The organism is Hyphomonas polymorpha PS728 (assembly GCF_000685315.1).
GTDB lineage: Bacteria > Pseudomonadota > Alphaproteobacteria > Caulobacterales > Hyphomonadaceae > Hyphomonas > Hyphomonas polymorpha.
In genome coordinates this window covers 66,940-91,096 of sequence record NZ_ARYM01000003.1, presented here as the reverse complement: position 1 = coordinate 91,096, position 24,157 = coordinate 66,940, and the positions used below count along the sequence as shown (strand labels likewise).

Sequence of the window (24,157 nt, the reverse complement as noted above, 5' to 3'; positions counted from 1 at the left end):
AGAAGTCTTATACATTCAAGGAGGAATCCCATGGCCAATCCGCGCAAAATTGCCTACGCCGATCTCGAATCCCTGGCTGGACAGGAAGTCGGCGTGTCCGACTGGCACCTCATCGACCAGGCCCGAATCAACCTTTTCGCTGACGCGACCGGCGACCATCAATGGATCCACGTCGACGAGGAAAAAGCCAAGCAGATGATGGGCTCCACCATCGCCCACGGCTTCCTCACCCTGTCGCTGCTCCCCATGCTCGGCGCCGAAGTGCTCCGCGTGGAAGGCGTCACCCGCGGCATCAACTATGGCTCCGATAAAGTGCGCTTCACCAATATGGTGCCTGTAAACTCCAAGGTTCGCCTGCGTCAGAAATGCCTGTCGGTCGAAGCCAAATCGGGCGGCAAGCAGATGAAGATGGAAGCCACCGTCGAGATCGAAGGTCAGGACCGCCCGGCCCTCGTCGCTGAGTCGATCACGGTGCTCTACGGCTGATTTGCCCCTCAGGCCCCATGGCCAGATAAACAAAGGGAGGCGTTTCGCCTCCCTTTTCCTTTGCCCTCAGATTTCGCCGCGATTGAGCGTGAGCGCCCGCCGCAAAGCGCGCGCATCCCACAGGGCATTATGCTGGATCGCGCCCTCCAGGTCGCTCGGCCAGGAAGACACCTGCATCAGCTTCAGCGTCAGATCCGGTATCCGCACCATCTGTCCCGGTGACAGGATCAGGCATTGCATCAGATGCGTCAGATCTTCGGGCCAGTCCGCAATCACGCAAGGGGCAGTGTCATTCTTAAGGAAGGCCTGTATGGCGCGCCCGAACGCCTCCTGGGGCAAAACCACGGGCCGTGCCCCGTTCACATCCAGAAGCGGCAGAACATTCTCCTCCACCCACGGATGCAGGTCCAGCGCGTCAAGCTCAGCATGCGGACGGCAAAGGTAGAGCTCACCGGCCTCACCCGAAAGGGCTAAGCTGATGAGCTCTCCGCCGAAACCGTTGAACTCACAGTCGAGGCTGTAGAGCAACCGGCTCTACTCCCCGCGCTGGATCTTCAGGTTCTCTACCTTGCCGACTGCCGCCAGTGCGAAGGCATACTCTGTGGCCACTTCCTTGAGCCCCTCAAACCGGCCCGAAGCGCCGCCATGCCCGGCATCCATATTGATGCGCAGGAAATAGGGGCCTGCTTCCGGCGCCTCGTGACGCAGCTTGGCAGCCCATTTCGCCGGTTCCCAATAGGTCACCCGCGGATCGGTCACGCCGCCCGTGATCAGCATGGCCGGATAGGGCTTGTTGCTCACCTGGTCATAGGGGCTGTAGGCGAGGATGGTGTCATAGGCAGATTCATCCGTCAGCGGATTGCCCCATTCCGGCCACTCCGGCGGCGTCAGCGGCAGGCTTTCGTCCGACATCGTGTTCAGCACGTCCACGAACGGAACAGCCGCAATGATGCCACCGAACAGCTCAGGATCCATGTTCGCCGCAGCGCCCATCAGCAGACCGCCGGCCGACCCGCCATGCGCCACCACGCGACCCTTGGCGCTATAGCCCTGGGCAACGAGATATTCCCCGGCAACCACGAAGTCCTTGAAGGTATTGGTCTTCTTCTCCAGCTTACCGTCCAGATACCATTGATAGCCCTTCTCCATGCCGCCCCGGATATGGGCGATGGCATAGATGAAGCCGCGGTCGACAAGGCTGAGACGCCCCGTGCGGAAATCCGCCGGCATCGACATGCCATAAGAGCCGTAGCCGTAAAGCAGCAGCGGCGCCGTGCCATCCACAGGCGTATCCTTGTGGCGCAGGATAGTGACCGGCACCTCCGCCCCATCCCAGGATGGCGCCATGATCCGCTCAACCACATAGTCGGCGGGGTTATGGCCCGAGGGCACTTCCCGCGTCTTGCGCAGGGTCTTTTCCCGCGTGTTCAGATCATAGTCGTACACCTGATCCGGCGTTGTGGGCGAGGCATAATCAAAACGCAGGATTGGTGTCTTGTAGTCATACCCTCCATCCAGCTGCAATTCATAAGCGGCTTCGTCAAAGCTGATCGAATGGGTCGAGCCATCGGCGCGCGCCTGGATCACGATGCGCGGAAGGCCATTCTCGCGCTCCATGATCGTCAGATAATCCTGCTGCGCCGTGATACCCATAAGCAGCGTACCCGGACGATGCGGGATAACCTCTTCCCACTCTGCCGGCGACGTGGCGCTGAGCGGCGCCTTCATCAGCTTGTAGTCCACCGCCCCATCCATATTGGTGATGATGTAGAACTCACCATCCCATTGGGTCACGGAATATTCGTGGTCCGTCACGCGCGGCGCAACCGTGCGCAGCTTCGGGTTCAGTTCATCAGAGGGGAACCAGTGGATTTCCGACGTCGTATGGCCGGACGCATTGATAAGGATCAGCTCCTCGCTCTCGGTTGTGGAGATACTGACGAAGAAAGCCGGATCCTGCTCCTCATAGATCAGCATATCCTCTCCGCTTTCCAGGCTGCGCTGGTAAACCGCGTTCGGGCGGCCATTGGAATCGCGCGCTACCCAGAAGATGGCCTTGCCGGTCTTGCTCCACTCCATCGGCCCGTAAGCATTATCGATCAGGACGCCGGTATCTTCGCCCGTCTCGATATTCTTTACACGGATCTGGTAGAATTCGCTGCCTTTCAGGTCCGTGCCATACGCAATGAAATTATGGTCCGGGGAAACCTCGATGTCGCCAAAGGCAAAATAGTCCTGCCCATCGCCCAGCGCGTCACCGTCCAGCAGCAACGTCTCGGGCGCTGCGGCATTGAATGCATCCGCCGCCGGCCGGCGTGCAAACACGGCATACTCGCCCCCTTCACGGAAGCGCGTATAATACGCCCACGGACCATCAATATCCGGAACCGAGCTGTCATCTTCCTTGATGCGCCCACGCATCTCGGCAAACAGCTCCTCGCGCAGCGCCGCCGTCGGATCTTCCAGAACAGTCTTGGTGAAGGCATTCTCTGCCAGCAGGTAATCGCGGATGTCGGCGCGCAGCAGCGACGGCTCGCGCATCACCTCCTGCCAGTTCTCGTCCTTCAGCCAGTTATAGGGGTCGTTCCGCGTGCGGCCGACCTGCGTGATCTCGTGATCAATGCGCTGGGCCACCGGCGGGGCCGGCCATGATGCCGCCGGCGTGTCTGCCACCAGCGCCGCAGACGTGTCCGTCTCTTCGTTCACTGTCATACATCCAGTCAAAAGGGTTGTGGCGGCCATCAGGCCGGCGAGATTTGCAGCAAGGCGCATGGGGGGCTCCGCTTATCGATATTCGAAATATCTGAAGCGAGCCGCCCCCAATTGTCCAGCCCTTCCTTACTCGGCAGGCCGGAAATCCAGCACGATCCCGTTGATGCACCAGCGCATACCCGTCGGCGGCGGCCCGTCATTGAAGACGTGGCCCATATGCATGCCGCAGGTGGCGCAATGGCATTCGGTGCGCGCCACGCCGATCTTGTAGTCGGTCTTGGTGCCCATCAGGCCCTCGCCAATCGGCCGCCAGAAGCTGGGCCAGCCCGTACCGGAGTCAAACTTGTGCTCGGAAGACCAGAGCGGCGTATCGCAACCCTTGCAGTGATAGATACCCTTGCGCTTCTCGCTCTCAAAGTTGCCAGGCGTGAAGGCGCGCTCTGTGCCTTCGCCAAAGCCCACGGCAAATTCCTGCTCTGTCAGCAGTTCACGCCATTCGCGCTCGGTGCGGGTCACCCGCCGGGGCATGTTGTCGGGCATCGCAGGCTCCTCATGTGAAGTTTCGCCCCCCGATATAAGGCACCCCGGCCCCGGTAAAAAGGCGCTAGGCCCTATTGCGTGCAGGCAGACGCCCGCCCGAGCGAACACGCCTTGGCTAGCGCCGCCGCTGCGCCCGCCGCATCCGACGCCCCGCCTTCCCCATCGCGCAGCGCCCAGCCATAGCGTTCACAACCACCGGCTTCGCCCAGCTCGCAGGCCTGCCGGTAATAGTCCCGCCCCTTGGCCTTATCGATGGCCCCCGCCTGCCCGAAATAGGCCATCAGACCCAGATTGTAGCAGGACGCTCCCACTTTCAGGTCGCAGCCTTTGCCATAAGCCACCAGCGCCGCCTGCGGATCGCTGGCCACGCCCGCGCCGGTATAGAGGCTGAAGCCCTGCTTGTGACATCCATTCGGGCTGCCGAGGGTGCAGGCCTTCTGGAAGGCCTGATACGCTTTCACAGGATCGGGCGTCTGCCCCATGCCATTCTCATGGGCAAGCCCCAGGCTGCGGCAGCCCTCGGCATAATTCAGGTCGCAGGATTTGGTGTAGTAGGACAGCGCTGCCGGATAATTCACCGGATTGCCCTCCAGCCCGGAATAGTTGACGGCGCCCAGGTTGGAGCAGGCAATGCCTTCATTCTTCCCGCACGCAAACTCGTAATTCACCAGCGCCGAGGCGACATCCTTGGGGCCACCCTCGCCATTGAGCTGCATGACCCCGGCAAGATTGCACGCCGCCACATGCTCCGTCCGGCAAGCCTTCTCTGCTGCCTGGCGCGCGGCGGGAAGGTCTGTCTTGCTGTTCCAGCTCATCAGCGCTTGATTGTAGCAGCCTTCGGCATAGTCCAGCTCACAGCTCTTGCGATAGTTGGCTTCAGCCTTCGCAAGGTCTACCGGCCCGCCCTTGCCGTAGTGCGCAAAGATGCCGGCATTGTTGCAGGCGTTTTTGTTTCCGCCCTCGCAGGCCTTGGCATAGCTGGCGAGCGCGCCTGCCAGATCTGCAGGCCGGCTGACACCATGTTCCTGCATCACGCCGAGATTGTTGCAGGCCGATGCGTTGCCCAGGTCACAGCCCTTCACATAGTCCTGCCACGCGCCCGCATTGTCCTCAGGCCCGCCCCGGCCCAGGCGCTTGTAAAAGCCCGAATAGAAGCAGGCCTCCGCCGCATCGAGACGGCAGCCTTTCTCATAAACGCCGCGCGCCGCCGTAAAGTCCTGCGCGGCGCTGCTGCCTTCGCGATACGACCAGCCCGCATGCTGGCAGGCCGGGCCGTTGTTGAGCTCACACCCCTTCAGAAACCCCGCCAGCGCCTTCTGCAGATCGGGCGCGTTCCCGGCATATCCGTCAAGTTCCAGGATCGCCCGCTCGCTGCACCCCTCGCCCTCGCCCAGGCCGCAAGCCTTGTCGAAATAGTTATAAGCAGAGGCATCGTAAGCCTCTCCCAGGCTGATGAAACTATGCCCCACCTGCAGGCAGGACGGCCCATACTGGTCGTCGTTGCACAGGCCCACCAGCGCAAATCCCGCCGCGCGTTGCTCCTCCGCCGTTCCCAGCTGGCCACTGGCATATTGCATTACCTTCGCATGGCGCTCCTTCAGAGGAAGCGTCGAAGGAAAAAGCTGCGCCGCGCGGGCAATGTCTGCCTCGTTTGCCTGTGCCATCGCGGGCGCGCCGGCCAGCACCCCAAACACCAGACCAGCCACCAGGGCACGAAACATGACTGAAACCTCCACATGCGTCTCCGCCATGCAGGCTTAGTCAAATGGCGAACCGCGCCTATCCCCTGACCAGGGGGGCGCGCGCCTCCAAACTCCATGTGGCATTGACCGCAATAAGGCGTTGCGGCGCAGGAACGCTTTGCATATACAGCGCCTCTCGGTCGGAGCGTGGCGCAGCCCGGTTAGCGCACTAGTCTGGGGGACTAGGGGTCGGAGGTTCGAATCCTCTCGCTCCGACCATGAAATTTTCCGGGAAAACCAAACCTGACGGACCTGCCGGTGTCATCCCGGCCAAGGCCGCCCTGCGGCCGCTGGGCCGGGACCTTCATTCAGCAAGTCAGTCACCCTGCCGCCTCAGCGGCACCCCTCCCAGAGGTGCTTGTAGATCGCCGCTTGTACTGCATAGCTCACAGGGCGGTTGCCCTTCTCCCAAGTGCTGATCTCGCTGGGGGCATAGGGGCGGTCCTGCCCCAAACGCGCAGCCAGCCAGGCGCCGAAGTCCGCCTGCTTCAGGCCAAGCGATTTGCGAAAATCTCTCAGAAATTCCGGTGTCATCATAATGGTCAGACCAAGGAAGTGGGATAACGGGGGCACCGGGAAGCCGACACCCCCAACGTCCGGGAGTATGGAGAGGATAGCTCAGATGCAAGCCCCGGCCCATTGCTCGGCCATTCTCGGCGTCATCAGTGGAATCGTGGCGCCTGCCAGGACGTTGAAAGTCTTGGCTATCCCAAACACAAAAAAGCTGGCTACGCGCGCCGCGCCCGCAGCGCGTCGAGTTTCGCCTTCAGCTCCGACAGCTCATTCAGCGTATCGTTCAGCCGCTCGCGGCGGGCCTCCGGGGTTGCCGGCACATCGCCATAGGCACGCGCCAGCGTTTCCTGCAAGGCGCGGGCATGGCCGGCGGCGGGGGCGGCGTCCGGCGTGATCGCGGCAGTGCCTTCCAGAACAGCGCCAACGCCCTGCTGGGTCAGCACGGCCTTGGCGCCCTTCAGCGTCATGCCTCGCTCATGAACCAGAATGCGGATGGCCCGCAGCGCGTCGAGATCCTGCGGACGGAAGAGGCGGCGGCCATCGGGCCGCTTCACGGGGCTTACCTGTTTCGGAAAGCGCGTTTCCCAGTACCGCAGCACATGGGTTTCCAGGCCGAGTTCAGCTGCGGCTTCACCGATGGACCTGTAGGCATCTGCTGATTTTTCGATCCGGGCCTTGAGTGCCGGCATGCAGGTGCCTCCTTGGTTGCCTAGTCTCCGCCGACTTGCGATTTCAGCATCGGCGAGGGACGGAACGTCACGACCCGGCGGGCGGCAATGGGTGCCTCTTCGCCGGTTTTCGGGTTGCGTCCTTCACGGGCCGCCTTGGAGCGAACCACGAAGTTCCCGAACCGTGCCAGCTTCACTTCCTGTTCCTGCTCCAGCGCCGCCCCGATCAGGTCCAGCGTTCTGTCCAGCAGGTCAGCGGATTCCTGACGCGTCACGCCCACTTCTCGGACAATGGCATCAGTCACTTCAGCGCGGGTAAGTGTACGGTCGCTCATTCTGTCAGCCCGTTTCTCTCAATGAAGCCTAAGCCCGCAATCTTAACGAATTCCTAGCAGAGGCGTTAGCTAAATTTGTGTCAGATTTCTTCCGAATCAAAGCCGGAAGAGGCTGGCGCCCCAGGAGAACCCGCCGCCCATCGCTTCTGACAGGACCAGATCGCCCGGTTTTGCACGGCCCGAACGCACAACATGGTCCAGCGCCAGCGGGATAGACGCCGCCGACGTATTGGCGTGTTCGGTGACCGTAACGACCACCTTCTCCTCCGGAATGCTCATCTTTTTGGCAACCCCGTCGAGGATACGCTTGTTGGCCTGGTGGGGCACGAACCAGTCGATGTCATCAGAGGTCAGCCCGGTCTCCGACAGAACGGCCTCAATGGCAGCGGAGATGTTGGTCACCGCATGCTTGAACACCTTGTTCCCCTCCATGCGCACATGGCCGATGGTGCCCGTGGAGCTGACGCCGCCGTCAACATAGAGAAGGTCCGATTTCGTCCCGTCGGTGCGGATATGGTGGGTGATGATGCCGGCATCATCTGCCCCGTCCCACTCCACTGCTTCCAGCACCACGGCGCCGCCGCCATCGCCAAACAGCACGCAGGTGCCCCGGTCGGACCAGTCGAGGATGCGGGTAAATGTCTCCGCGCCGATCACCAGCGCCTTGTTGAACAGGCCCTGCTTCATCAGCGAGTCTGCCGTTGCCAGCGCGAACAGGAAGCCCGAGCACACCGCCTGCACGTCAAACGCCGCGCCGGGGCCGGTGCCCAGCTTCGCCTGCACCGCCGTCGCTGTCGCCGGGAAGGTCTGGTCCGGCGTTGTCGTCGCCAGCACGATCAGGTCGATCTCTTCAGGCTTCATGCCCGCGGCGTCCAGCGCCCGGCGCGCGGCCTGCACGGCAATGTCGGAGGTCAGCTCGCCATCAGCCGCAATATGCCGCTTCTTGATGCCGGTACGCTCCTGGATCCACGAATCGGTGGTCTCGACCATCGTGGAGAGTTCGTCATTCGTCAGAACACGTTCAGGCAGATAGCTGCCGGTTCCACGGATAAAGCTGCGCTTTCCCATTCTACGTATCCTCGTCTGGCGCGCTGCGCCGTTACTCTGCTGCCAGACCGCCGGTGCCGACACGCGCCATATTGGCCGCAATCTCGGTCCGGTAATCACTCAATGCCAGGTCAGCGGCCAGCACGCAGGCGCGCGCAAACCCACGGGCATCTGCCCCGCCATGGCTCTTCACCGAAACCCCGCCAAGCCCGATCAGCACGCCGCCGTTCACATTGCTGGGGTCCATGAAATCCTTCAGCCGCTTCAGGCCATCCATGGCCAGTGCCGCGCCCATCTTTGATGCGAGGTTTGCCGTGAACGCTTCCCGCATCCGGCTCGCCAGCATCCGCGCCACGCCTTCGCCTGTCTTCAGCGCCACATTGCCCGTGAAGCCATCGGTCACCACGACATCCACCGCCCCTGCGGAGATGTCATCGCCCTCGACAAAGCCGCGATAATCCATCTTCAGCGGCGAGTTGCGCAGCAGCTCATGGGCCTCGCGCACCTCGTCATGGCCCTTCATTTCTTCAGAGCCGATATTCAGCAGACCCACGGATGGCCGCTCGATGCCCAGCGTTGCGCGGGCAAACGCCTCGCCCATGATCGCGAAGATCACCAGCTGCTCGGCATCGGCCTCAACATTGGCGCCCACATCCAGCACCACCGTGCGCCCGCGCAGCGTCGGCCACAGCGCTGTCATCGCCGGGCGGTGAACGCCCTCCATCTTGCGCAGCTGCAGCATCGAGATCGCCATCAGCGCGCCGGTATTTCCGGCGGAGACAGACGCATCGGCCCGCCCCTCCTTCACCGCTTCCACGGCATTCCACATCGAGGTGCCCTTGCCGCGGCGCAGCGCCTGGCTGGGTTTCATGTCGCTGGTGATCTTTTCGGCTGCGTGAACAATGGTCACCTTCGCCGCCAGGCCCGGCTTTGCCGCCACCAGCGGCGCCAGCAGCGCCTCATCGCCGTGCAGCAGCACATGCGCGTCCGGCCTATCCGCGAGAAACTCGGCGGTACCGTCAATGGTGACACCCGGCGCGGCATCACCGCCCATGGCATCAATCGAGAGCGTCAGTTTGCGCTGCATGGAGAAAAGACCGCGGTTACGGCGTTGTGCGTATTTTTGCGTGGTTTAAGTGGCGCCGCCCCTCAAAGCAACGGGAGAGATGCGGTGGCCCACACCCGATTGTGGTTCAGACCGCCGGCGCGCTCCCGCCACAGGCGAACCCGCCCGACAGGATTTCGGTGTCATTCTGCCCCGCAAACAGCGCCTGATACCCGCGCATCGCTGTTGCCAGCGCCCCTGCCGTGTCGGCCCGCGTCACCCCGTTGCGCTGCAACACCTCGGCCAGCGCCTCGCGCGAATCATCTGCTTTCAGCGCCTCCACCAGCGCCCGGCCCAACCCCGAATGGGCTTCCGCCAATGTGCGCACCTTGCGGGCGATGGAATGGTCGCCCACACCTTTCTCCCGGAAGGCCGCATCGAATCCATCCAGCACCCGGGCGTTCAGCCGCTCCGTCAGCTCCGCCGCCAGCGGTCCGCCGACCTCGGCAAAACGTGCGCAGGCCAGCGCCGTCATCACCGTCACCATCTGCGCGCGACCCTCGAAAGTATCAGGCACACCGCGGGTCTCGTAGTGGACCGGCATCAGGGCTTCGCGCACAAGCCGGCCATGGGCTTCGGCCACAGCCTTTTTGAGCGCCCCGCGCCTGCGGAACCAGCTGCCTGAAAAAGCGATCAACCCTGTACTCCAATGCTTGCCAAGCCCGGTTACCTGTCGCTAGGTCTGCGGTCAAAGCCTATAGGAGCCATAAATGGCGCGTCTTTCCCTTGTAGCCGCTGGCCTTCTTGCCGCACTGCCGCTGACAGCCTGCCTCAGCCCGGCGCGGGATTTCCACGGCTATATCGCAGATGAAGTCCAGCCCATCGATATCAAGCCGGGCGAAGACACCCGTTCGACCGTCCTGGCCCAGCTCGGCTCCCCCTCCACAGAGGGCCTCTTCGATACGAACGTCTGGTTCTACTACTCCGACATTCAGGAGCGTTTCGCCTTCTATCGCCCGAAAGTCGTTGAGCGCAGCATCGTCGCCATCCGCTTCACCGAAGACGACGCCGTGGACGAAGTCGTGCGTTACAGCGTCAATGACGGCCAGATCGTCTCCTACGCCTCGCGTGAAACCCCAACCCGTGGCCGCGAACTCGGCTTCTGGGAACAGATCTTCGGCACCGTGGGCGCCATGCGCCTGCCAAATTCAGATGAGCGCACGCCCGACAACCCGACCGGGCGCCGCTGAGGCTGATGCCCCTGCAGAAATCCGAAGGCCGCAACCGGGGAACCCGGCTGCGGCCTTCTTCGTTCAGAAAGGGCAAGCGGCGGCCGCCAGTGGCCACCGGGGCATCCTTTGACGCTTGGCGTGTCAACGGTGCCCCTACCGGGGCCTCGTTTGTCCTGCTGAACCTCCCTGCACCGCATTCTGACGCGGCGCTTCTGCGTCGGAAAAGAATAGTCGCCCCGGGGTCCACGCCCAATCGAAAGCGTCACGCCCCGTCATAGAATTTGCCGATATGTGCGCCGCACAAAGAAAAACTCCCGGAGTTGCCCCCGGGAGTTTCCGTTGATTTTGCCACTGACAATCAGTGTCCGGCCAGAACCGCCAGCATCAGAAGCGCCACGATGTTCGTGATCTTGATCATCGGGTTCACGGCAGGGCCGGCCGTATCCTTGTAGGGATCACCGACCGTATCGCCCGTCACAGCAGCCTTGTGGGCTTCAGAGCCCTTGCCGCCATGATGGCCGTCTTCGATGTACTTCTTGGCATTGTCCCATGCGCCGCCGCCCGATGTCATCGAGATGGCAACGAACAGGCCCGTCACGATCACGCCCAGCAGCATGGCTCCCACAGAAGCCAGCGCCGCGCCCGATCCGCCAATCAGCAGGATCACGCCGAACAGAACGATCGGCGAGAGGACCGGCAACAGAGACGGCACGATCATTTCCTTGATCGCCGCCTGGGTCAGCATATCCACGGCGCGGCCATAATCGGGCTTCACTTCGCCCTTCATGATGCCCGGCATTTCGCGGAACTGGCGGCGCACTTCTTCCACCACGGCCTGGGCCGCACGGCCCACAGCCATCATCGACATACCGCCGAAGAGGAATGGCAGAAGACCGCCGAACAGAAGGCCGACCACGACATAGGGATTGGCAATCGAGAAATCGACATTGATCCCGTAGAAGAAAGATCCCTCTGTCGCGCGGGCGGCAAAGTAATTCAGATCTTCTGCATACGCCGCAAACAGCACCAGTGCGCCAAGACCGGCAGAGCCGATCGCATAGCCCTTGGTGACAGCCTTGGTCGTGTTGCCCACTGCGTCCAAAGCATCCGTCGTTGTACGGACATCCGAAGGCAGCTCCGACATTTCGGCGATGCCGCCGGCATTGTCCGTCACCGGACCAAATGCGTCGAGCGCCACGATCATGCCGGCCAGCGCCAACATCGTCGTGGTGGCAATGGCAATGCCGTAAAGACCCGCCAGGTTGTAGGTCAGCAGGATGCCGCCAATGATGATCATGGCCGGCAGGGCGGTCGCTTCAAGCGAAACGGCAAGCCCCTGGATGACGTTGGTGCCGTGGCCCGACTCCGACGCTTTCGCGATGGAGCGCACCGGGCGGTACTTCGTCTCGGTATAGTAAGCCGTGACAACCACGATCAGCAGCGTCACGAAGAGACCGGCCACACCGCAGGCAAACAGCTTCCAGCCCGTGATCTGGGCTGCTTCGCCGGTGACCGGGTCAACAAGGCCGAGCAGCGCGCCAGCGCCCTCCAGCGTGCCGCCAAGACCGCCCGGAAGAACGGTATGGATGGCAAGCGCCAGGCCGCCGATGGACAGCACGCCCGTCACGTTAAGCGCCTTGTAGAGCGCGCCCATGACATTGGTGGACCCCTTCGACAGGTTGGCAAAGAAGGTGCCGATGATGGACGTGACAATGCAGACCGCGCCGATGGCGAGAGGCAGCATCATGATTTCGGCGATGTAGGGCGTGGCCGCAAAATAGATCCCGCCCAGAACCATCGTGGCAACCAGGGTCACCGCATAGGTCTCGAACAGGTCAGCCGCCATGCCGGCGCAGTCGCCCACATTGTCGCCCACGTTGTCGGCAATGGTTGCCGGGTTGCGCGGATCGTCTTCGGGGATGCCCGCTTCCACCTTGCCCACCATGTCACCGCCGACATCTGCACCCTTGGTGAAGATACCGCCGCCGAGACGGGCGAAGATCGAAATAAGCGAAGCGCCGAAGCCGAGCGCCACCAGCGAGTCGATGATCTCCCGCTTCTGGCCTTCATCGCTCAGGCTCAGCCCCATCGGCCCGGTCAGCAGGCCGTAATAGCCAACGATGCCGATCAGCGCGAGGCCAACCACAAGCATCCCGGTCACCGCGCCGGATTTGAACGCCATCTGCAGGCCCGCATTCAGGCCCTGACGCGAAGCTTCCGTCGTGCGCACGTTGGCGCGCACCGAAACCAGCATGCCGATATAACCGGCCGCGCCCGAAAGCACCGCGCCGATCACGAAACCAACCGCCGCCTTCCAGCTCAGCAGGATCACCAGCGCAATCGCGACGACCACGCCGACGATGCCGATGGTGCGGTATTGACGCTTCAGATAGGCGTTGGCGCCTTCCTGAATGGCGGCCGCAATTTCCAGCATCCGGGCATTGCCCGCTGGGGCTTTCATGATCGACTGGATCTGAACCCAGCCGTACAGAACCGATAATATACCCGCACCAAGCGCGAGCGCGTACCATGTCATTAGGGTTTCCTCCTTGCGTTCCCCGAGAGTGAAACTCAGCCGGGTTATACCCCGGTCCGGTTTCCTTTTTCTTCTTAGACTGTCTTGCCTGCCAGCCGCGCCGGACGCGCGCAAGATGCATCGCGTCAGGAGCGAACGGGAGGCTGTCCGACTCGGCCATGCTCGAAGGCGAGGGTTTCCGGTAAGTTAACAGGTTTTCCACAGACCGTGGCGCTCAGCCCCGCCCCTTCGGTCAATCGCCCGACCCGGGTCACCTTGAAACCGGAATTTTCAATAAATCCAGAGGATTGCGGGCTTGCCGCGAACAGCAGCTGATAGTCATCGCCCCAGGAGGCAAGGTCCAACATTTCCACAAGGCTTGTTGCCCTGCCGGCAAACGGAACCCGCTCAAGCTCGATTTGCGCCGCCAGCCCGCTCGCCGCCGCCAGGCTCGCCAGATCCCCCAGCAGCCCGTCAGAAACGTCCATCGCCGCGCTGGCATGGCTGGCGATGAGATTTCCTGCCTCCAGGGGTGGCAGGTCAGGTGCCTGCAGCGCGCTCAGCCAGCGCGCCTCGTCCCGGCCTTCCGTCTTCCAGAGATAGCCGCGCCGCGCCGCGCCGATCTCGCCGGTCACCCAGACCTCATCCCCCGGCCTGCCCCCACCCCGGCGCACGGGCGCAGGGCCGAGGCACTCGCCCGTCAGGGTCAGCGACAGGAACAGGCCGCCCGGCGTGATAACGGTGTCGCCCCCGGCCAGAAGGATGCCCCATCTGTCCAGCTCTGTTCCCAAACTGTCCGAAAATGTCCGGATCTGTCCGGGATCGCGCCCCGCCTGGGGCCACCCCAAGGTCAGCAGCGCCTCCCCTGGCCGCGCGCCAGAGCCCAGAATATCCGACACATTCACGCGCACCAGCTTGCGCGCAACGGTCTCGATCGGGTCATCGGAAAAAAAGTGTACGCCCTCCACCATCGCATCGACAGTGGCGATCAGGGGCCCATAACCCTTTGAAAGTTCAGCAGTATCGTCGGTCAGCCCCGCCGCGCCCGGCGCCTTTGCCAGCGGCGCGAAATAACGGCGGATCCAGTCCTTCTCGGCCATCAGCGGCCCTTACAGGCCCTCGCGGCCGATGGCGTAAAACCGCTCCCGCCGCTGCGCCCTCAGCTCCGCCGGCGTCATGCCCTCCAGCTCCTGAAGCGCGGCATCAATCGCCTTTGCTGCAGCCGCCATGGCACGTTGCGGGTCACGGTGGGCCCCGCCGACCGGCTCCTTGACGATGCCATCGACGATCCGGTGCTTCAGCAGCTCCGGCGCCGTGATGCCCATGGCCTCAGCCGCATCCTTCGCCTTGGTCGCATCGCGGTAGAGGATTGAGGCGCAGCCTTCCGGCGAGATCACTGAATAGATGGCATATTCCATCATCAGAACGCGGTTTGCCGCCGCGATGCCGATGGCCCCGCCCGACATGCCCTCACCGATGATCAGCGTCACGAATGGCACGCCCAGCGACAGGCCGCGCTGGGTGCCCCGCGCGATTGCCTCGGCCTGGCCGCGCTCTTCCCCGCCCTTGCCGGGATAAGCTCCGGCCGTATCCGGGAAGGACAGCACGGGCAGATTGAACTTCTCCGCCAGATCCATGAGGCGCACCGCCTTCCGGTAGCCTTCAGGATGCGCCATGCCGAAATTGTGCTTCAGGCGCTTCTCGGTGGTGCGGCCCTTTTCATGGCCCATCAGCACGACGGAGCGGCCCTTGAAGCGGGCGATGCCACCGATGATGGCTTCGTCGTTACCATACACCCGGTCACCCGCCAGCTCCTCGAAATCCTCGAAGACGGTGGTGATGAAATCGGAAAGGTGCGGCCGGTCCGGATGCCGCGCCACCTGCGTGATGCGCCAGGCGTTCAGCTCCGAATATATTTGTTTCAGCTGCCGGACCGACTTGGTCTTCAGCTTCGCCAGCTCATCGCTGATGGAAGGGCCATCCTTGCGGGCGGCCAGCGCCTCCAGCTCCGCGATTTTCGCGTCAAGCTCCGCAATCGGTTTTTCGAATTCAAGATAGGTTGCCATGGCCGCCTAACTAGCAACCCCATTCCGCTTCGCCTAGCGGCTTTTCAGCCAAGCGTCTTGGTCAGCATCACCACCGCCGGCAGAATAAGCACCCCCAGAAGAACCGGAAAAACAAATAAAATCAAAGGCAACGTCATCTTGGCGGGCAGCGCCATGGCTTTTTCTTCGGCCATCAAAATCCGCCGCTGGCGCATATCTGCCGAGAAAACACGCAGGGTTTGCCCCAGGGACGTGCCCATTTCCTCCGCCTGGCGCAGCATTGTGGCCAGCGATCCGGCCTCTTCGATTCCCATCCGGTCGGCAAAGGCGCGCCATGCCATCTTGCGCGATTTGCCCGCCCGCAGCTCCAGAGACAGGGTCCGCATATGCCCCGCAATGATCGGATGGCGCAGCTCCAGCTCCTCCCCCACCCGCTGCACGGCAGCGTCCAGGCTGAGCCCCGCCTCCACACAGGCCACCATCAGGTCCATCATGTCCGGAAAGCCGCCCGAGCAGGCCTGCCTGCGCTGGGAAATGCGCGTGTCCAGAAACTTTCCCGGCGCCGCCAGCCCCGCCAGCACCAGCGTGATAGAGGCAAGGATCGGGGCGTATTTCGGAAAATCCTGCAGATAAGGCAGGGCGAAGAACACGCCCACCTGGGGGATTACCACACACACAAACCGCGCGAAGAAATATCGCGGCACGGCCTTCGGCCCGGTAAAGCCTGCCAGGTTCAACTTCGCGCGCGCTGCGCTGACTTCCGCCCCGTCCGTAGGCGCCGCATTGTCCGCAATGCCCATCACCGCCTTGCCCAGCCGGTTCTCGCCCCGCTTGGCTTCAACGGGAGCGGCTCCCGGCCGCTGGGTCAGCCGCCGCTCGATATCCCCGGCATCCTGACGGCTGCGCACGAAGGAGATCAGCCCCGGCAGGGCTAACACCAATGCCAGCAATCCCAGAACCACGGGAACCACCGGACCAGACGTGAGCAGCGCAGACATCATCCGTCTCCCTACATCTTGAAATTGATCATGCGGTTCATCACCAGATTGCCAATGCCCATCCACACCAGCAGCCCCGCAAAGCTGTACTGGATCATCGGTTCGTGGATGACGCTGCCATAGAATTCCGGGCGCAGCATATGGATCGCCGCCATCACGATGAACGGCGCAGAGGTAAGGATCATTGCCGAAACCCGCCCTTCGGAAGAAGCCGCGCGCACTTTGAGACGCATGGTCTGCCGCTCACGGATGGTATTGGTGTTCGATTTCAGCAACTCTGTCAGATTGCCACCGGTCTTCTCCTGCAGGCGAACCGTTGCGGCAAACAGCTCCACATCCGGATCCCCCGCCCGCTCGGCCATGCGCTGCACGGCATTGGTCAGCGACATACCGTAAGACACCTCATCGGCTGTCATGCCGAATTCGGTACCGATCGGGTCTGGCATCTCCCGCGCCACCAGGCTCACGGCGGTGGCGACCGGGTGGCCTGCCTCCAGACTGCGGCAGACAATCTGCAGCGCATCCGGCAATTGCGTCGCCAGCTTCTTCGCCCGCGCGCCGGCAATGTGCCGTATAACCACAATCGGCGCGCCGATCAGAACAACCAGGAAAACGGGAATGGCCGCCACCAGGCCGCCAAGATAGATGAACGCCGCCACACCGGACGCCACCGCGCCCGCCAGCGACATGCCCGCCCAGCGCGCCGGCTGGAATTTCAGGCCAGAGCGCACGATCAGCCGGTTCAACCAATGCAGCGACATGGTGAGATTGCCGTCGCGGTCCAGACCCCGGCTCTTGCGCAGCTCCACCATCGCTTCATTGTGCGTAGCGAAACGCTCCTTGAACTGCAGGCGGCGGTTCACAATCTGCTGTGTACGCACATCCGAAATGAGGCTCAGCACGGATTGCGCCGCCAGCACCAGCGCGCCCACCGCCATGATCGCCGGGATCACCAGCCGCGTGTCGAGATTTGCAATATCCGGCAGGGAAAACACGGGCGGGGCCCCTTCAGAACTTGCTTGAGGGATCAAACAGGCCCGCAGGCATGAACACGCCCTTGCGCTCCATCTCATCCATGAATTTGGGACGCAGGCCCGTGGCAGCGAAATGACCGAGCACCTTGCCTTCTGGCGAGGTGCCGGTGCGCTCGAATTTGAAGATTTCCTGTAACTGCACAACAGAACCTTCCATACCGGTAATCTCGGCAATCGAGATCACCTTGCGCGAACCATCCGACAGCCGTGTTGCCTGAACAATGAAGTTCACCGCCGAGGCTATCTGTCCACGGATGGCCTCTTCGGAAATCTTCATGCCGCCCATCATCACCATCTGCTCCAGGCGAGTGATCGCGTCGCGCGGATTGTTGGCGTGGATCGTTGCCATCGAGCCTTCATGGCCGGTGTTCATCGCCTGCAGCATGTCGAACGCTTCTTCCGAGCGCACCTCGCCGAGGATCACCCGGTCCGGCCGCATCCGCAGGGCGTTCTTCACCAGCTCCCGCTGGCGTATCTCGCCCTTGCCTTCGATATTCGGCGGGCGTGTTTCCATCCGCGCCACATGCGGCTGCTGCAGCTGCAGTTCGGCGGCGTCCTCAATGGTAATCAGGCGCTCGTCGGGGCTGATGGCAGAAGACAGCGCATTGAGCAGCGTTGTCTTGCCAGAGCCCGTGCCGCCGGAGATGACCGTGGACGCCCGACATTTCACAGCGCCCAGAATGAACTCCGCCACCGGCTTTGGAATTGCGCCAAAATCCACCAGCTTGTCCATCGTCAGGGGAGACTTTGAAAACTTCCGGATAGAGACGAGCGGTCCATCAATGGCAATCGGCGCCACAGCGGCGTTCACCCGGCTTCCGTCCAGCAGGCGCGCATCCACCAGCGGCTGGCTCTCATCCACGCGCCGCCCCACGGCGGCCACGATCCGCTGAACGATCCGCAGCAGGTGATCATTGTCCGCAAACCGCACCGGCGCCAGCTGCAGCTTGCCGCGCCGCTCGACATATACCTGATTGCAGCCATTGATCAGGATGTCCGCAATGGAATCGTCCTTGAGCAGAGGTTCAATCGGGCCAAGCCCTGTCATCTCGTCCATCACGGCATCGGCGAAAGACGCCTCCTCGGCCGCAGACAGCGCCATCTCTTCCTTGCGGATGATCTCGCTGATGATGCCACGCACGCGGCGGCGCATCGTTTCGTCGTCCAGCTTGTCGAGCGCGGAAAGATCAAGCTCGTCGATCAGCTTCGCATGCACGCGCAGCTTTGCGTCCAGAAGGTCAAACGCAGCCTGCTCCGGCTTACCGCGCTGCGCGGGCGATACGGGGGCAACGGCCACGGGCGCTGATTCCGGCAGCTTGGGCGCCGCGCTGGTAAATCCAAACCGGCTCATCGCTTCGCCCTCTTGGCTTTATGGTTTGCCGCCAGCGTGGCGAGCGCCTCCTCCGGCGCCAGCTTGCGCACCAGCCCCACCACATCGGCCACCAGCGGACTTTTCGGCTTCACGTCGGCAATCGGCTTGCCGAGGTTCACGGCGGTGCGCGCTGCGTCCCAATCAGAAGTAATGGTCACATCAATCTTCCGCTCGATGGACTTCTCGGCCTTCTCCACCGGAAATCCTGCCCGGAAATTCTTCTTCGGGAACATGCGGTTCAGCACAAGCCGCGCCTTGCTGCCATCCTTGCGCAACGCGTCAATATCCCGGCACATATCCGCCGCCGCATGCAGGCTCGGCACTGTCAGCTCACTGACCACAATAGCCTGATCCACTGCCGCCAGAACGGGCTTCGTCCAGGGCATCATGTGGCGCGGCATATCAAGCAGCACATATTCAAAGCTGCTGCACGCCACATCCAGAAGGCGCAGGATGGCGGCTTCGGTTGCCAGCGCGTCAGCATCGGGATCACGCGGCGAAGCAATGATCGACACGCCATCCTCATGCTGCCAGCACCAGGCGGCCATCAGCCGCGCGTCCAGCCGCTCGGGCGCAGCAGACAGCGCCTTGAGATCCAGCTTCGGCACTGCTTCGAGGAAGGATGCCGTCATCCCGTCCGCGAGATTAAGATCAACCAGGCATACCTTGCCGGGCCCCACAATCCGCGCCAGCGCAAAGGCGCTTTCAATCGCCAGAGTGGAAACGCCCGCCCCGCCCACGGCGCCGCGAAATGCCCAGCAGACAGAGGCCTGAGGCGGCGCCTTTTCCCGCTCGGCCACCCGCGTCTCACAAAGACGCTCGAAAGCGCCCGCTATATCGCCTGCGCCGGCAGAAGAGGGCAGAATGTCGGAGGCCTCGATCTTCATCAGGGCCCGCACCATATGCGCCGGCAGCTGATCAGACACCACGATCACGGCGCTGCCCGGCCGCTCCACCGCCAACAACAGCAATAGCTGGTCCCATCCCGGCATACCCTGCTCAATCAGGATCAGCCCGCCGCCATGCCGCAACACCGTCTCCGGCGGCGTCAGCGCGGAAACATCAAACAGCTCCGTACACATCGGCGCCAGCGACGCGGCGACGTCTCCCCGCGCCAGAACTGCCAGCGGCGGTAGGGGCGCTCGCCCGCACTCTGCGCTCGGCATCTGCGCTGCTATCGCTCCGTGGGTCACTCCCCGCCCCCCGTTCCGCCGGCATCGGCGAGCTTTTTCGTCTTGCCCTCATTCAGCGCCTGGACGGCCTTGGCCGCGCGCACGCCGGAACTCGTCTCCACAGGGCGAGAATTGGGCAGGTTCACATCCCGCACAGCCTGCGCCGCAATGTTCGCCCGCGTCGCCTCGCCCAGCACATACTGATCCTGCCGCTCATAGGAGGCACAGGCTGCAACAGTAAACACAGCCCCAAGAATTGAAAGTCGCACGATTTTGATCATGGTCAGTTCCCTGAAAATACGGTGGGACTTGCGGTAGTCTGCCCCAGCAGGAAGAACTCCGCCTCTGTCGGCTCGGCCACAGCGTCCAGCGGCGAGGATACAGCCTCGGGATGCGAGAAAGGCTGAACGAGGCGCGGCGTCACGATGATGACAAGCTCGGTTTCGTTGCGCTGATACCGTTTGGAAGAAAACAGCGCCCCCAGCACCGGCACATTGCCCACCCATGGCGTCTGGCGCACGTCATTGCTGTAATTGTTCTGAAGCAGGCCCGCGATGGCAAAGGCCTGCCCGTCATGCAGTTCCACCGTCGTATCCGCCCGGCGCACGGAGACGCCTGGAATATCGATGTTGGACGCGCGAATGCCATTTCCCCGATCCAGCGCCGACACTTCCGGCCGCACACGGAGGTTCACCAGACCATCGCCCAGAACAGTCGGTGTGAAATCAAGGCTCACGCCGAACTTCTTGAACTCAACGGTCACTTCATTGTCGCGGCTCGCCACCGGGATTGGAAACTCGCCCCCCGCCAGAAAGCTCGCCGTATCGCCAGACAGCGCCACCAGGTTCGGCTCCGCCAGTGTGCGGATAATGCCTTTTTCCTCCAGTGCCCGCAGGCGGATATCAATATTCTCGCCGCCCACATTGGTGAACACCGCCAGCGTCTTCTCCAGCAGGCCGGAAACCGTTCCGCTCTCCGTGCCGACCACCACATCATTGGCGTTGATCGTGTTGCCAAAGCCGATTTCACGCACCGCATTGCGGCTCGCTTCCAGGAAGCGCACCTCCAGCATCACCTGCTGGCTCTGCCCCACAGACAGCCCATTCGCCACCCCGCCCGGCACATGCCGCTCGGCCAGTTGCAGCGCCATTTCCGCGGCCGCTGCCGTCGTCACCTTGCCGTCGAGATACACGCCGTCATGCACCGCATACACATCAATGATCTCCCCCGGCAGAAGGCGGCGCAGATCCTCGCGCAGCTCGTCCAGGCCAAGCTTCACCTCAACTTCGATCAGTTCGGCAATCGCGCCCGCTTCATCATAGATCAGTACCGTCGTCCCGCCCGGCCGCTTGCCGCGCACGAAGAAAGAGCGGTTGGAAGTCGGCATCGCCTCGGCAATTTCCGGATCGGCCACCACGATGGTCGCAAAGGACGCATCCGCCTCCACCACTGCCGATTTCCCCCGGCGCAGTTCCAGCCGGTCAGCCCCCGCCGCAGCGGACCGCTGCGTCCAGGCCAGCACAGGCTGCGCGCAGAGCGCTGCCAACACTCCAGCCATCAGTATACGTTTCATGCTGCGCATCAGCCTGTCCCTCCCGTTGCCGCAGCAGGAACTGCCGGCGGCGCCACAGGTGTCGTCACCTGCGTATCCTCCGATCCATTGATCACGCGCACAGTGGCCGTCGTGGGCGCACGCGCCGTCCGCGCCGGGCGTGTCTGCGGTTTCTTCGCCGCCTTCGGCGCCTCGATCACCTCGGCGAGTTCTTCCTCCCGCCCGATCAGCGCAAGGCCCAGCGCCGCGCGCCGGCTCGCCGCGCCCAGCAGAAGCGCGTCCTGCGGCGTCACTTCCAGCGTCACGGTATTGGAAGGCCGCGCGCCCTCAAGGCCGGATTCAAACGTCTGGTCCACAGCCAGAACTTTCACGCCCCTGAGCACAGGTTGCGCCAGCACATTGGCCGAGCGCCGCGCATCTTCCGGCGCCGCACGCGCGTCCTTCTCCTCGACAAACTCGTTCACATCCACACGGTCGCCCGGCAGCACAAACCCTGCCACGCCGGTATCGTTGGAAACCACCACCGAAACGGCCCGCATCCCCGGCTGGATATTCGCCGCCAATGTCAGCACACTGCCGGTCATGTCGATCTTCTCCGCCAGCAGCGGCTCACCCGCCACCATCAACCCGCGGGAATAAGCTTTCTCGCCCAGATCGGAAACGGCGCGCAGCGCGCCCGCCGGAACGGCGTTCTCTGGCCAGTCCCGCAGCTCCACGATTGCAGGATCAATCAGCTTGCCGGGCTCGATCGCCGTCTTCGCAACGGCAATCTGCGTCATCTGGATTGCAGGCGCCGCCACCACGGCGGCATTCGCCTCCGGGCTGCTGTTGCCCATGAATTCACGCCCGAAAAAAATAGCGCCCGCGCCCAGCGCCAGAGACAAGCCAAGGCTTATCAGGGGTATCGCTTTCATTCTGAAGCCCTCTATCAACACAGCTTCTGCTGCGTTCCCGGCTACAGGTTTAAGCAATGCGTTATAAGGTCTCCTGAAAGAGACGCGGTTAATCTCATCCGGGGGCGGAAGGTGAATTTAACCATACTGGCAGTGCGATTACGAATTATTATCCGTAAGCAGACAGGGTTAATTCGCGTCAACCATGTTTCAGGCTGCCCCGCCAATGATCCCGGCATAAAGGGCGGCGTCCACATTCCCGCCTGAAAGAATGACGCCGATGGGTTTGCCCTTCATCCCTTCAGGCACGCCCTTCAGCGCCGCCGCCAGCGCAGCACATCCGCCCGGCTCGCCCACAACGCGCAGGTAACGGAAAGCCATCCGCATGGCCTCGCGCACCTCTGCATCGGAAACCCGCAAACCGCCCGCCAGCTGGCGCTGGCCCAGCGCAAAAGTCAGATAGCCTGGCTTTGGCGTAAGGATGGCGTCACAGATCGAGCGTGTGCCCGGCGCATTGGCGAGGATCTCGCCCGCTTCCAGAGACCGCGCCCAATCGTCATGCGCTTCCGGCTCCGCCGCCCAAATTTTTGTGGCTGGCGACAGCTGCCCGAAGGCCAGCGCCACGCCATTGATCAGTCCGCCGCCGCCAGCAGGGGAAATCAGATGGTCCAGCGGCTTGCCCATCGCCTCTGCCTGGCGCGCAAACTCAAGCCCCGCAGTGCCCTGCCCGGCGATGATGTCAAAATCATCATAGCTCGGAACAATCACGGCGCCGCGTTCAGCCGCCAGGCGCGCGCAGATTTCCTCGCGGTCTTCGGTGTTGCGATCATAAAGGTAAACCTCGCCGCCATCGGCGATCACGCCGTCTACCTTCACCTGCGGCGCATCGGCCGGCATCACGATCAGCGCCGGCATCCCCAGAAGGCGCGCGGCCCGCGCCACGCCCTGCGCATGGTTGCCGGAAGAAAACGCCACCACGCCGGCCACCTTTCCTTCAGGGGGCACCTGCGCCAGCCGGTTCATCGCCCCGCGGATCTTGAAACTCCCGGTCACCTGCAGGCACTCAGCCTTGATCAGCAGTTCCGCCCCGGCCAGTTCATCCAGCGCCGGATGCGACAGCACCGGCGTCTCGCGCACCACGCCGCGCTGGCGCTCGGCAGCAGCAAGAACATCTTCGAAAGCGGGGAGTTTCAGCGGTTTTGTCATGGCGCCGTGATAATCAGAAGAGCGACGCCGGGTAAAGCGGGTAAAAGACCCGCCTCTCCCACTTCATGTGACAGGATATTTCACCCCGTCAGCCTGAGTGCCCCTTATCCTCTGGAGGGAAGGCCCGCGCCGGCATAAGCCCGTGCCCCGGCAAAATCAGATCAAAGCCCCTGCGCGGTCTTCTTCACCAGAGACCTGGCAAAGTCTGCCGTATCCGGATTATCCAGCGCATGGGCCAGAACGGCGTCGAAATAGCCGGTCTTGTTCCCGCAATCATGCACCGTGCCTTCAAACTCATAGGCGTAGAAATCCTGGATATCCATCAGCTTCGCCATGGAATCGGTCAGCTGGATTTCCCCGCCTGCGCCTGCGCCCTGCTTTTCCAGAAGGCCGAAGATTTCCGGCTGGAGAATGTAACGGCCGGTGATGGCGAGGTTTGACGGCGCGCTCTCGCGCGGCGGCTTCTCCACCATGCCGGACATCTTGATGAGGCGCCCATCGCGCGAAACCGGCGCAATCACGCCATAGGAAGACACCCGCTCCTCCGGAACCGGGTCTACCGCGATCACATTGCCGCCCACCTTGTCATAGACGTCGATCATCTGTTTCAGGCTCGAAGGTTTGCCCTTCACGATCACATCGGGCAGCAGCACGGCAAAAGGCTCGTCGCCGATCACATCGCGCGCGCACCACACGGCATGGCCCAGCCCCAGCGGCGCCTGCTGGCGCACAAAGCTGGACGAGCCTGCCGGAAGGCGCGAAGCCTCCACCTGTTTCAGGATGTCGGTCTTGTTCTTGGCGGTCAGCTGGCTTTCCAGCTCATACGCATGGTCGAAATAGTCTTCGATCGCGCCCTTGCTGCGGCCGGTCACGAACACGATGTGCTCGATCCCCGCTTCCAGCGCCTCGTCCACCACATACTGGATCACCGGCCGGTCAACGACCGGGAGCAACTCCTTGGGGATGGCCTTGGTGGCCGGCAGCACGCGCGTGCCGAGCCCGGCAACGGGAAGAACAGCTTTTCTGACGCGCATGCGCGTAAAACTCCTT

At 62.8% G+C, this 24,157-nt stretch carries 23 protein-coding genes and 1 tRNA gene; 3 read left to right on the top strand and 21 right to left on the bottom strand.

Annotated features, from left to right (window positions below; genetic code table 11):
* The first annotated feature begins 30 nt into the window (after window positions 1-30).
* On the top strand, window positions 31-486 hold the full coding sequence (locus tag HPO_RS03340) for a MaoC family dehydratase (RefSeq protein WP_035594458.1): 456 nt from the start codon (window positions 31-33) through the stop codon (window positions 484-486).
* Window positions 487-552: 66 nt separating this feature from the next.
* Here HPO_RS03340 and HPO_RS03335 read toward each other — a convergent pair whose 3' ends face one another.
* The 4 genes from HPO_RS03335 to HPO_RS03320 form a co-directional block, all read right to left on the bottom strand.
* Window positions 553-1,014: a hypothetical protein gene (locus tag HPO_RS03335; protein WP_035594455.1), complete on the bottom strand. Its 462-nt coding sequence runs from the start codon at window positions 1,012-1,014 to the stop codon at window positions 553-555.
* Window positions 1,015-1,020: 6 nt separating this feature from the next.
* Window positions 1,021-3,258, bottom strand: coding sequence for a S9 family peptidase (locus HPO_RS03330; RefSeq protein WP_084324126.1), 2,238 nt, complete (start codon window positions 3,256-3,258; stop codon window positions 1,021-1,023).
* Between the two features lie 66 nt (window positions 3,259-3,324).
* Window positions 3,325-3,738 carry a peptide-methionine (R)-S-oxide reductase MsrB gene (msrB, locus tag HPO_RS03325; RefSeq protein ID WP_233349287.1) on the bottom strand — a complete coding sequence of 138 codons (414 nt, stop codon included), beginning with the start codon at window positions 3,736-3,738 and terminating at the stop codon, window positions 3,325-3,327.
* 71 nt (window positions 3,739-3,809) lie between these two features.
* Window positions 3,810-5,459, bottom strand: coding sequence for a tetratricopeptide repeat protein (locus tag HPO_RS03320; RefSeq protein WP_035594453.1), 1,650 nt, complete (start codon window positions 5,457-5,459; stop codon window positions 3,810-3,812).
* 162 nt (window positions 5,460-5,621) lie between these two features.
* On the opposite strand from HPO_RS03320, the gene HPO_RS03315 reads away from it, so the two are divergent.
* Window positions 5,622-5,699 (top strand) — tRNA-Pro (locus HPO_RS03315).
* Window positions 5,700-6,208: 509 nt separating this feature from the next.
* On the opposite strand, the gene HPO_RS03305 is transcribed toward HPO_RS03315, so the two are convergent.
* From HPO_RS03305 to HPO_RS03285, 5 genes are all read right to left on the bottom strand, one after another.
* Entirely contained in the window at window positions 6,209-6,682 is a 474-nt protein-coding gene (locus tag HPO_RS03305) for a MerR family transcriptional regulator (protein WP_035594447.1), read from the bottom strand.
* A 20-nt stretch (window positions 6,683-6,702) separates the two neighbouring features.
* Entirely contained in the window at window positions 6,703-6,996 is a 294-nt protein-coding gene (locus HPO_RS03300; RefSeq protein WP_035594445.1) for an integration host factor subunit alpha, read from the bottom strand.
* Window positions 6,997-7,092: 96 nt separating this feature from the next.
* Window positions 7,093-8,064: a beta-ketoacyl-ACP synthase III gene (locus HPO_RS03295; protein ID WP_035594443.1), complete on the bottom strand. Its 972-nt coding sequence runs from the start codon at window positions 8,062-8,064 to the stop codon at window positions 7,093-7,095.
* A 31-nt stretch (window positions 8,065-8,095) separates the two neighbouring features.
* Complete coding sequence (gene plsX, locus HPO_RS03290) at window positions 8,096-9,130, bottom strand: phosphate acyltransferase PlsX (RefSeq protein WP_051612221.1); 1,035 nt, start codon at window positions 9,128-9,130, stop codon at window positions 8,096-8,098.
* A 106-nt stretch (window positions 9,131-9,236) separates the two neighbouring features.
* Entirely contained in the window at window positions 9,237-9,785 is a 549-nt protein-coding gene (locus tag HPO_RS03285) for a ubiquinol-cytochrome C chaperone family protein (RefSeq protein WP_035594440.1), read from the bottom strand.
* 73 nt (window positions 9,786-9,858) lie between these two features.
* Here HPO_RS03285 and HPO_RS03280 point away from each other — a divergent pair, with 73 nt between their 5' ends.
* A complete protein-coding gene (locus HPO_RS03280) occupies window positions 9,859-10,338 on the top strand; it encodes an outer membrane protein assembly factor BamE (RefSeq protein ID WP_035594437.1) in 480 nt (159 codons plus the stop codon).
* 340 nt (window positions 10,339-10,678) lie between these two features.
* Here the strand turns inward: HPO_RS03280 and HPO_RS03275 are convergent, their stop codons facing one another.
* The 12 genes from HPO_RS03275 to galU form a co-directional block, all read right to left on the bottom strand.
* Complete coding sequence (locus tag HPO_RS03275) at window positions 10,679-12,856, bottom strand: sodium-translocating pyrophosphatase (protein WP_035594435.1); 2,178 nt, start codon at window positions 12,854-12,856, stop codon at window positions 10,679-10,681.
* 125 nt (window positions 12,857-12,981) lie between these two features.
* Window positions 12,982-13,935 carry a thiamine-phosphate kinase gene (gene thiL, locus HPO_RS03270; RefSeq protein ID WP_035594434.1) on the bottom strand — a complete coding sequence of 318 codons (954 nt, stop codon included), beginning with the start codon at window positions 13,933-13,935 and terminating at the stop codon, window positions 12,982-12,984.
* A 9-nt stretch (window positions 13,936-13,944) separates the two neighbouring features.
* The gene (locus HPO_RS03265) at window positions 13,945-14,901 is read right to left on the bottom strand and encodes an acetyl-CoA carboxylase carboxyltransferase subunit alpha (RefSeq protein ID WP_035594431.1); all 957 of its coding nucleotides are present in this window, start codon (window positions 14,899-14,901) and stop codon (window positions 13,945-13,947) included.
* A gap of 44 nt (window positions 14,902-14,945) precedes the next feature.
* Complete coding sequence (locus HPO_RS03260) at window positions 14,946-15,878, bottom strand: type II secretion system F family protein (RefSeq protein ID WP_035594428.1); 933 nt, start codon at window positions 15,876-15,878, stop codon at window positions 14,946-14,948.
* Window positions 15,879-15,889: 11 nt separating this feature from the next.
* A complete protein-coding gene (locus HPO_RS03255; protein ID WP_233349286.1) occupies window positions 15,890-16,873 on the bottom strand; it encodes a type II secretion system F family protein in 984 nt (327 codons plus the stop codon).
* A gap of 13 nt (window positions 16,874-16,886) precedes the next feature.
* Window positions 16,887-18,263, bottom strand: coding sequence for a TadA family conjugal transfer-associated ATPase (locus HPO_RS03250; protein WP_035594425.1), 1,377 nt, complete (start codon window positions 18,261-18,263; stop codon window positions 16,887-16,889).
* Window positions 18,260-19,477, bottom strand: coding sequence for a CpaE/TadZ family protein (locus tag HPO_RS03245; protein WP_157532646.1), 1,218 nt, complete (start codon window positions 19,475-19,477; stop codon window positions 18,260-18,262). Before HPO_RS03245 ends, HPO_RS03250 begins: the two co-directional genes overlap by 4 nt.
* Window positions 19,474-19,737, bottom strand: a complete 264-nt coding sequence (locus tag HPO_RS03240) for a hypothetical protein (RefSeq protein WP_035594419.1) — start codon at window positions 19,735-19,737, stop codon at window positions 19,474-19,476. The genes HPO_RS03245 and HPO_RS03240 overlap by 4 nt, the downstream gene beginning before the upstream one ends.
* 2 nt (window positions 19,738-19,739) lie before the next feature.
* The gene (locus HPO_RS03235; RefSeq protein ID WP_051612220.1) at window positions 19,740-21,038 is read right to left on the bottom strand and encodes a type II and III secretion system protein family protein; all 1,299 of its coding nucleotides are present in this window, start codon (window positions 21,036-21,038) and stop codon (window positions 19,740-19,742) included.
* On the bottom strand, window positions 21,038-21,922 hold the full coding sequence (gene cpaB, locus HPO_RS03230) for a Flp pilus assembly protein CpaB (protein WP_035594416.1): 885 nt from the start codon (window positions 21,920-21,922) through the stop codon (window positions 21,038-21,040). Before cpaB ends, HPO_RS03235 begins: the two co-directional genes overlap by 1 nt.
* Before the next feature lie 189 nt (window positions 21,923-22,111).
* Window positions 22,112-23,107 (bottom strand): threonine ammonia-lyase, encoded by a 996-nt coding sequence (locus HPO_RS03225; RefSeq protein ID WP_035594414.1) that lies wholly within the window; start codon window positions 23,105-23,107, stop codon window positions 22,112-22,114.
* A gap of 161 nt (window positions 23,108-23,268) precedes the next feature.
* Entirely contained in the window at window positions 23,269-24,141 is an 873-nt protein-coding gene (gene galU / locus HPO_RS03220) for a UTP--glucose-1-phosphate uridylyltransferase GalU (protein WP_035594411.1), read from the bottom strand.
* Between the last annotated feature and the right edge of the window lie 16 nt (window positions 24,142-24,157).

Coding starts and splice junctions, on each gene's coding strand:
- HPO_RS03240 (WP_035594419.1), bottom strand. CDS start 19,737: ATGATCAAAATCGTGCGACTTTCAATTCTTGGGGCTGTGTTTACTGTT.
- HPO_RS03250 (WP_035594425.1), bottom strand. CDS start 18,263: ATGAGCCGGTTTGGATTTACCAGCGCGGCGCCCAAGCTGCCGGAATCA.
- thiL (WP_035594434.1), bottom strand. CDS start 13,935: ATGGCCGAGAAGGACTGGATCCGCCGTTATTTCGCGCCGCTGGCAAAG.
- HPO_RS03260 (WP_035594428.1), bottom strand. CDS start 15,878: ATGTCTGCGCTGCTCACGTCTGGTCCGGTGGTTCCCGTGGTTCTGGGA.
- galU (WP_035594411.1), bottom strand. CDS start 24,141: ATGCGCGTCAGAAAAGCTGTTCTTCCCGTTGCCGGGCTCGGCACGCGC.
- HPO_RS03340 (WP_035594458.1), top strand. CDS start 31: ATGGCCAATCCGCGCAAAATTGCCTACGCCGATCTCGAATCCCTGGCT.
- HPO_RS03280 (WP_035594437.1), top strand. CDS start 9,859: ATGGCGCGTCTTTCCCTTGTAGCCGCTGGCCTTCTTGCCGCACTGCCG.
- HPO_RS03225 (WP_035594414.1), bottom strand. CDS start 23,107: ATGACAAAACCGCTGAAACTCCCCGCTTTCGAAGATGTTCTTGCTGCT.
- cpaB (WP_035594416.1), bottom strand. CDS start 21,922: ATGAAAGCGATACCCCTGATAAGCCTTGGCTTGTCTCTGGCGCTGGGC.
- HPO_RS03275 (WP_035594435.1), bottom strand. CDS start 12,856: ATGACATGGTACGCGCTCGCGCTTGGTGCGGGTATATTATCGGTTCTG.
- HPO_RS03305 (WP_035594447.1), bottom strand. CDS start 6,682: ATGCCGGCACTCAAGGCCCGGATCGAAAAATCAGCAGATGCCTACAGG.
- HPO_RS03330 (WP_084324126.1), bottom strand. CDS start 3,258: ATGCGCCTTGCTGCAAATCTCGCCGGCCTGATGGCCGCCACAACCCTT.
- HPO_RS03300 (WP_035594445.1), bottom strand. CDS start 6,996: ATGAGCGACCGTACACTTACCCGCGCTGAAGTGACTGATGCCATTGTC.
- msrB (WP_233349287.1), bottom strand. CDS start 3,738: ATGCCCGACAACATGCCCCGGCGGGTGACCCGCACCGAGCGCGAATGG.
- HPO_RS03320 (WP_035594453.1), bottom strand. CDS start 5,459: ATGTTTCGTGCCCTGGTGGCTGGTCTGGTGTTTGGGGTGCTGGCCGGC.
- plsX (WP_051612221.1), bottom strand. CDS start 9,130: ATGCAGCGCAAACTGACGCTCTCGATTGATGCCATGGGCGGTGATGCC.
- HPO_RS03295 (WP_035594443.1), bottom strand. CDS start 8,064: ATGGGAAAGCGCAGCTTTATCCGTGGAACCGGCAGCTATCTGCCTGAA.
- HPO_RS03265 (WP_035594431.1), bottom strand. CDS start 14,901: ATGGCAACCTATCTTGAATTCGAAAAACCGATTGCGGAGCTTGACGCG.
- HPO_RS03235 (WP_051612220.1), bottom strand. CDS start 21,038: ATGCGCAGCATGAAACGTATACTGATGGCTGGAGTGTTGGCAGCGCTC.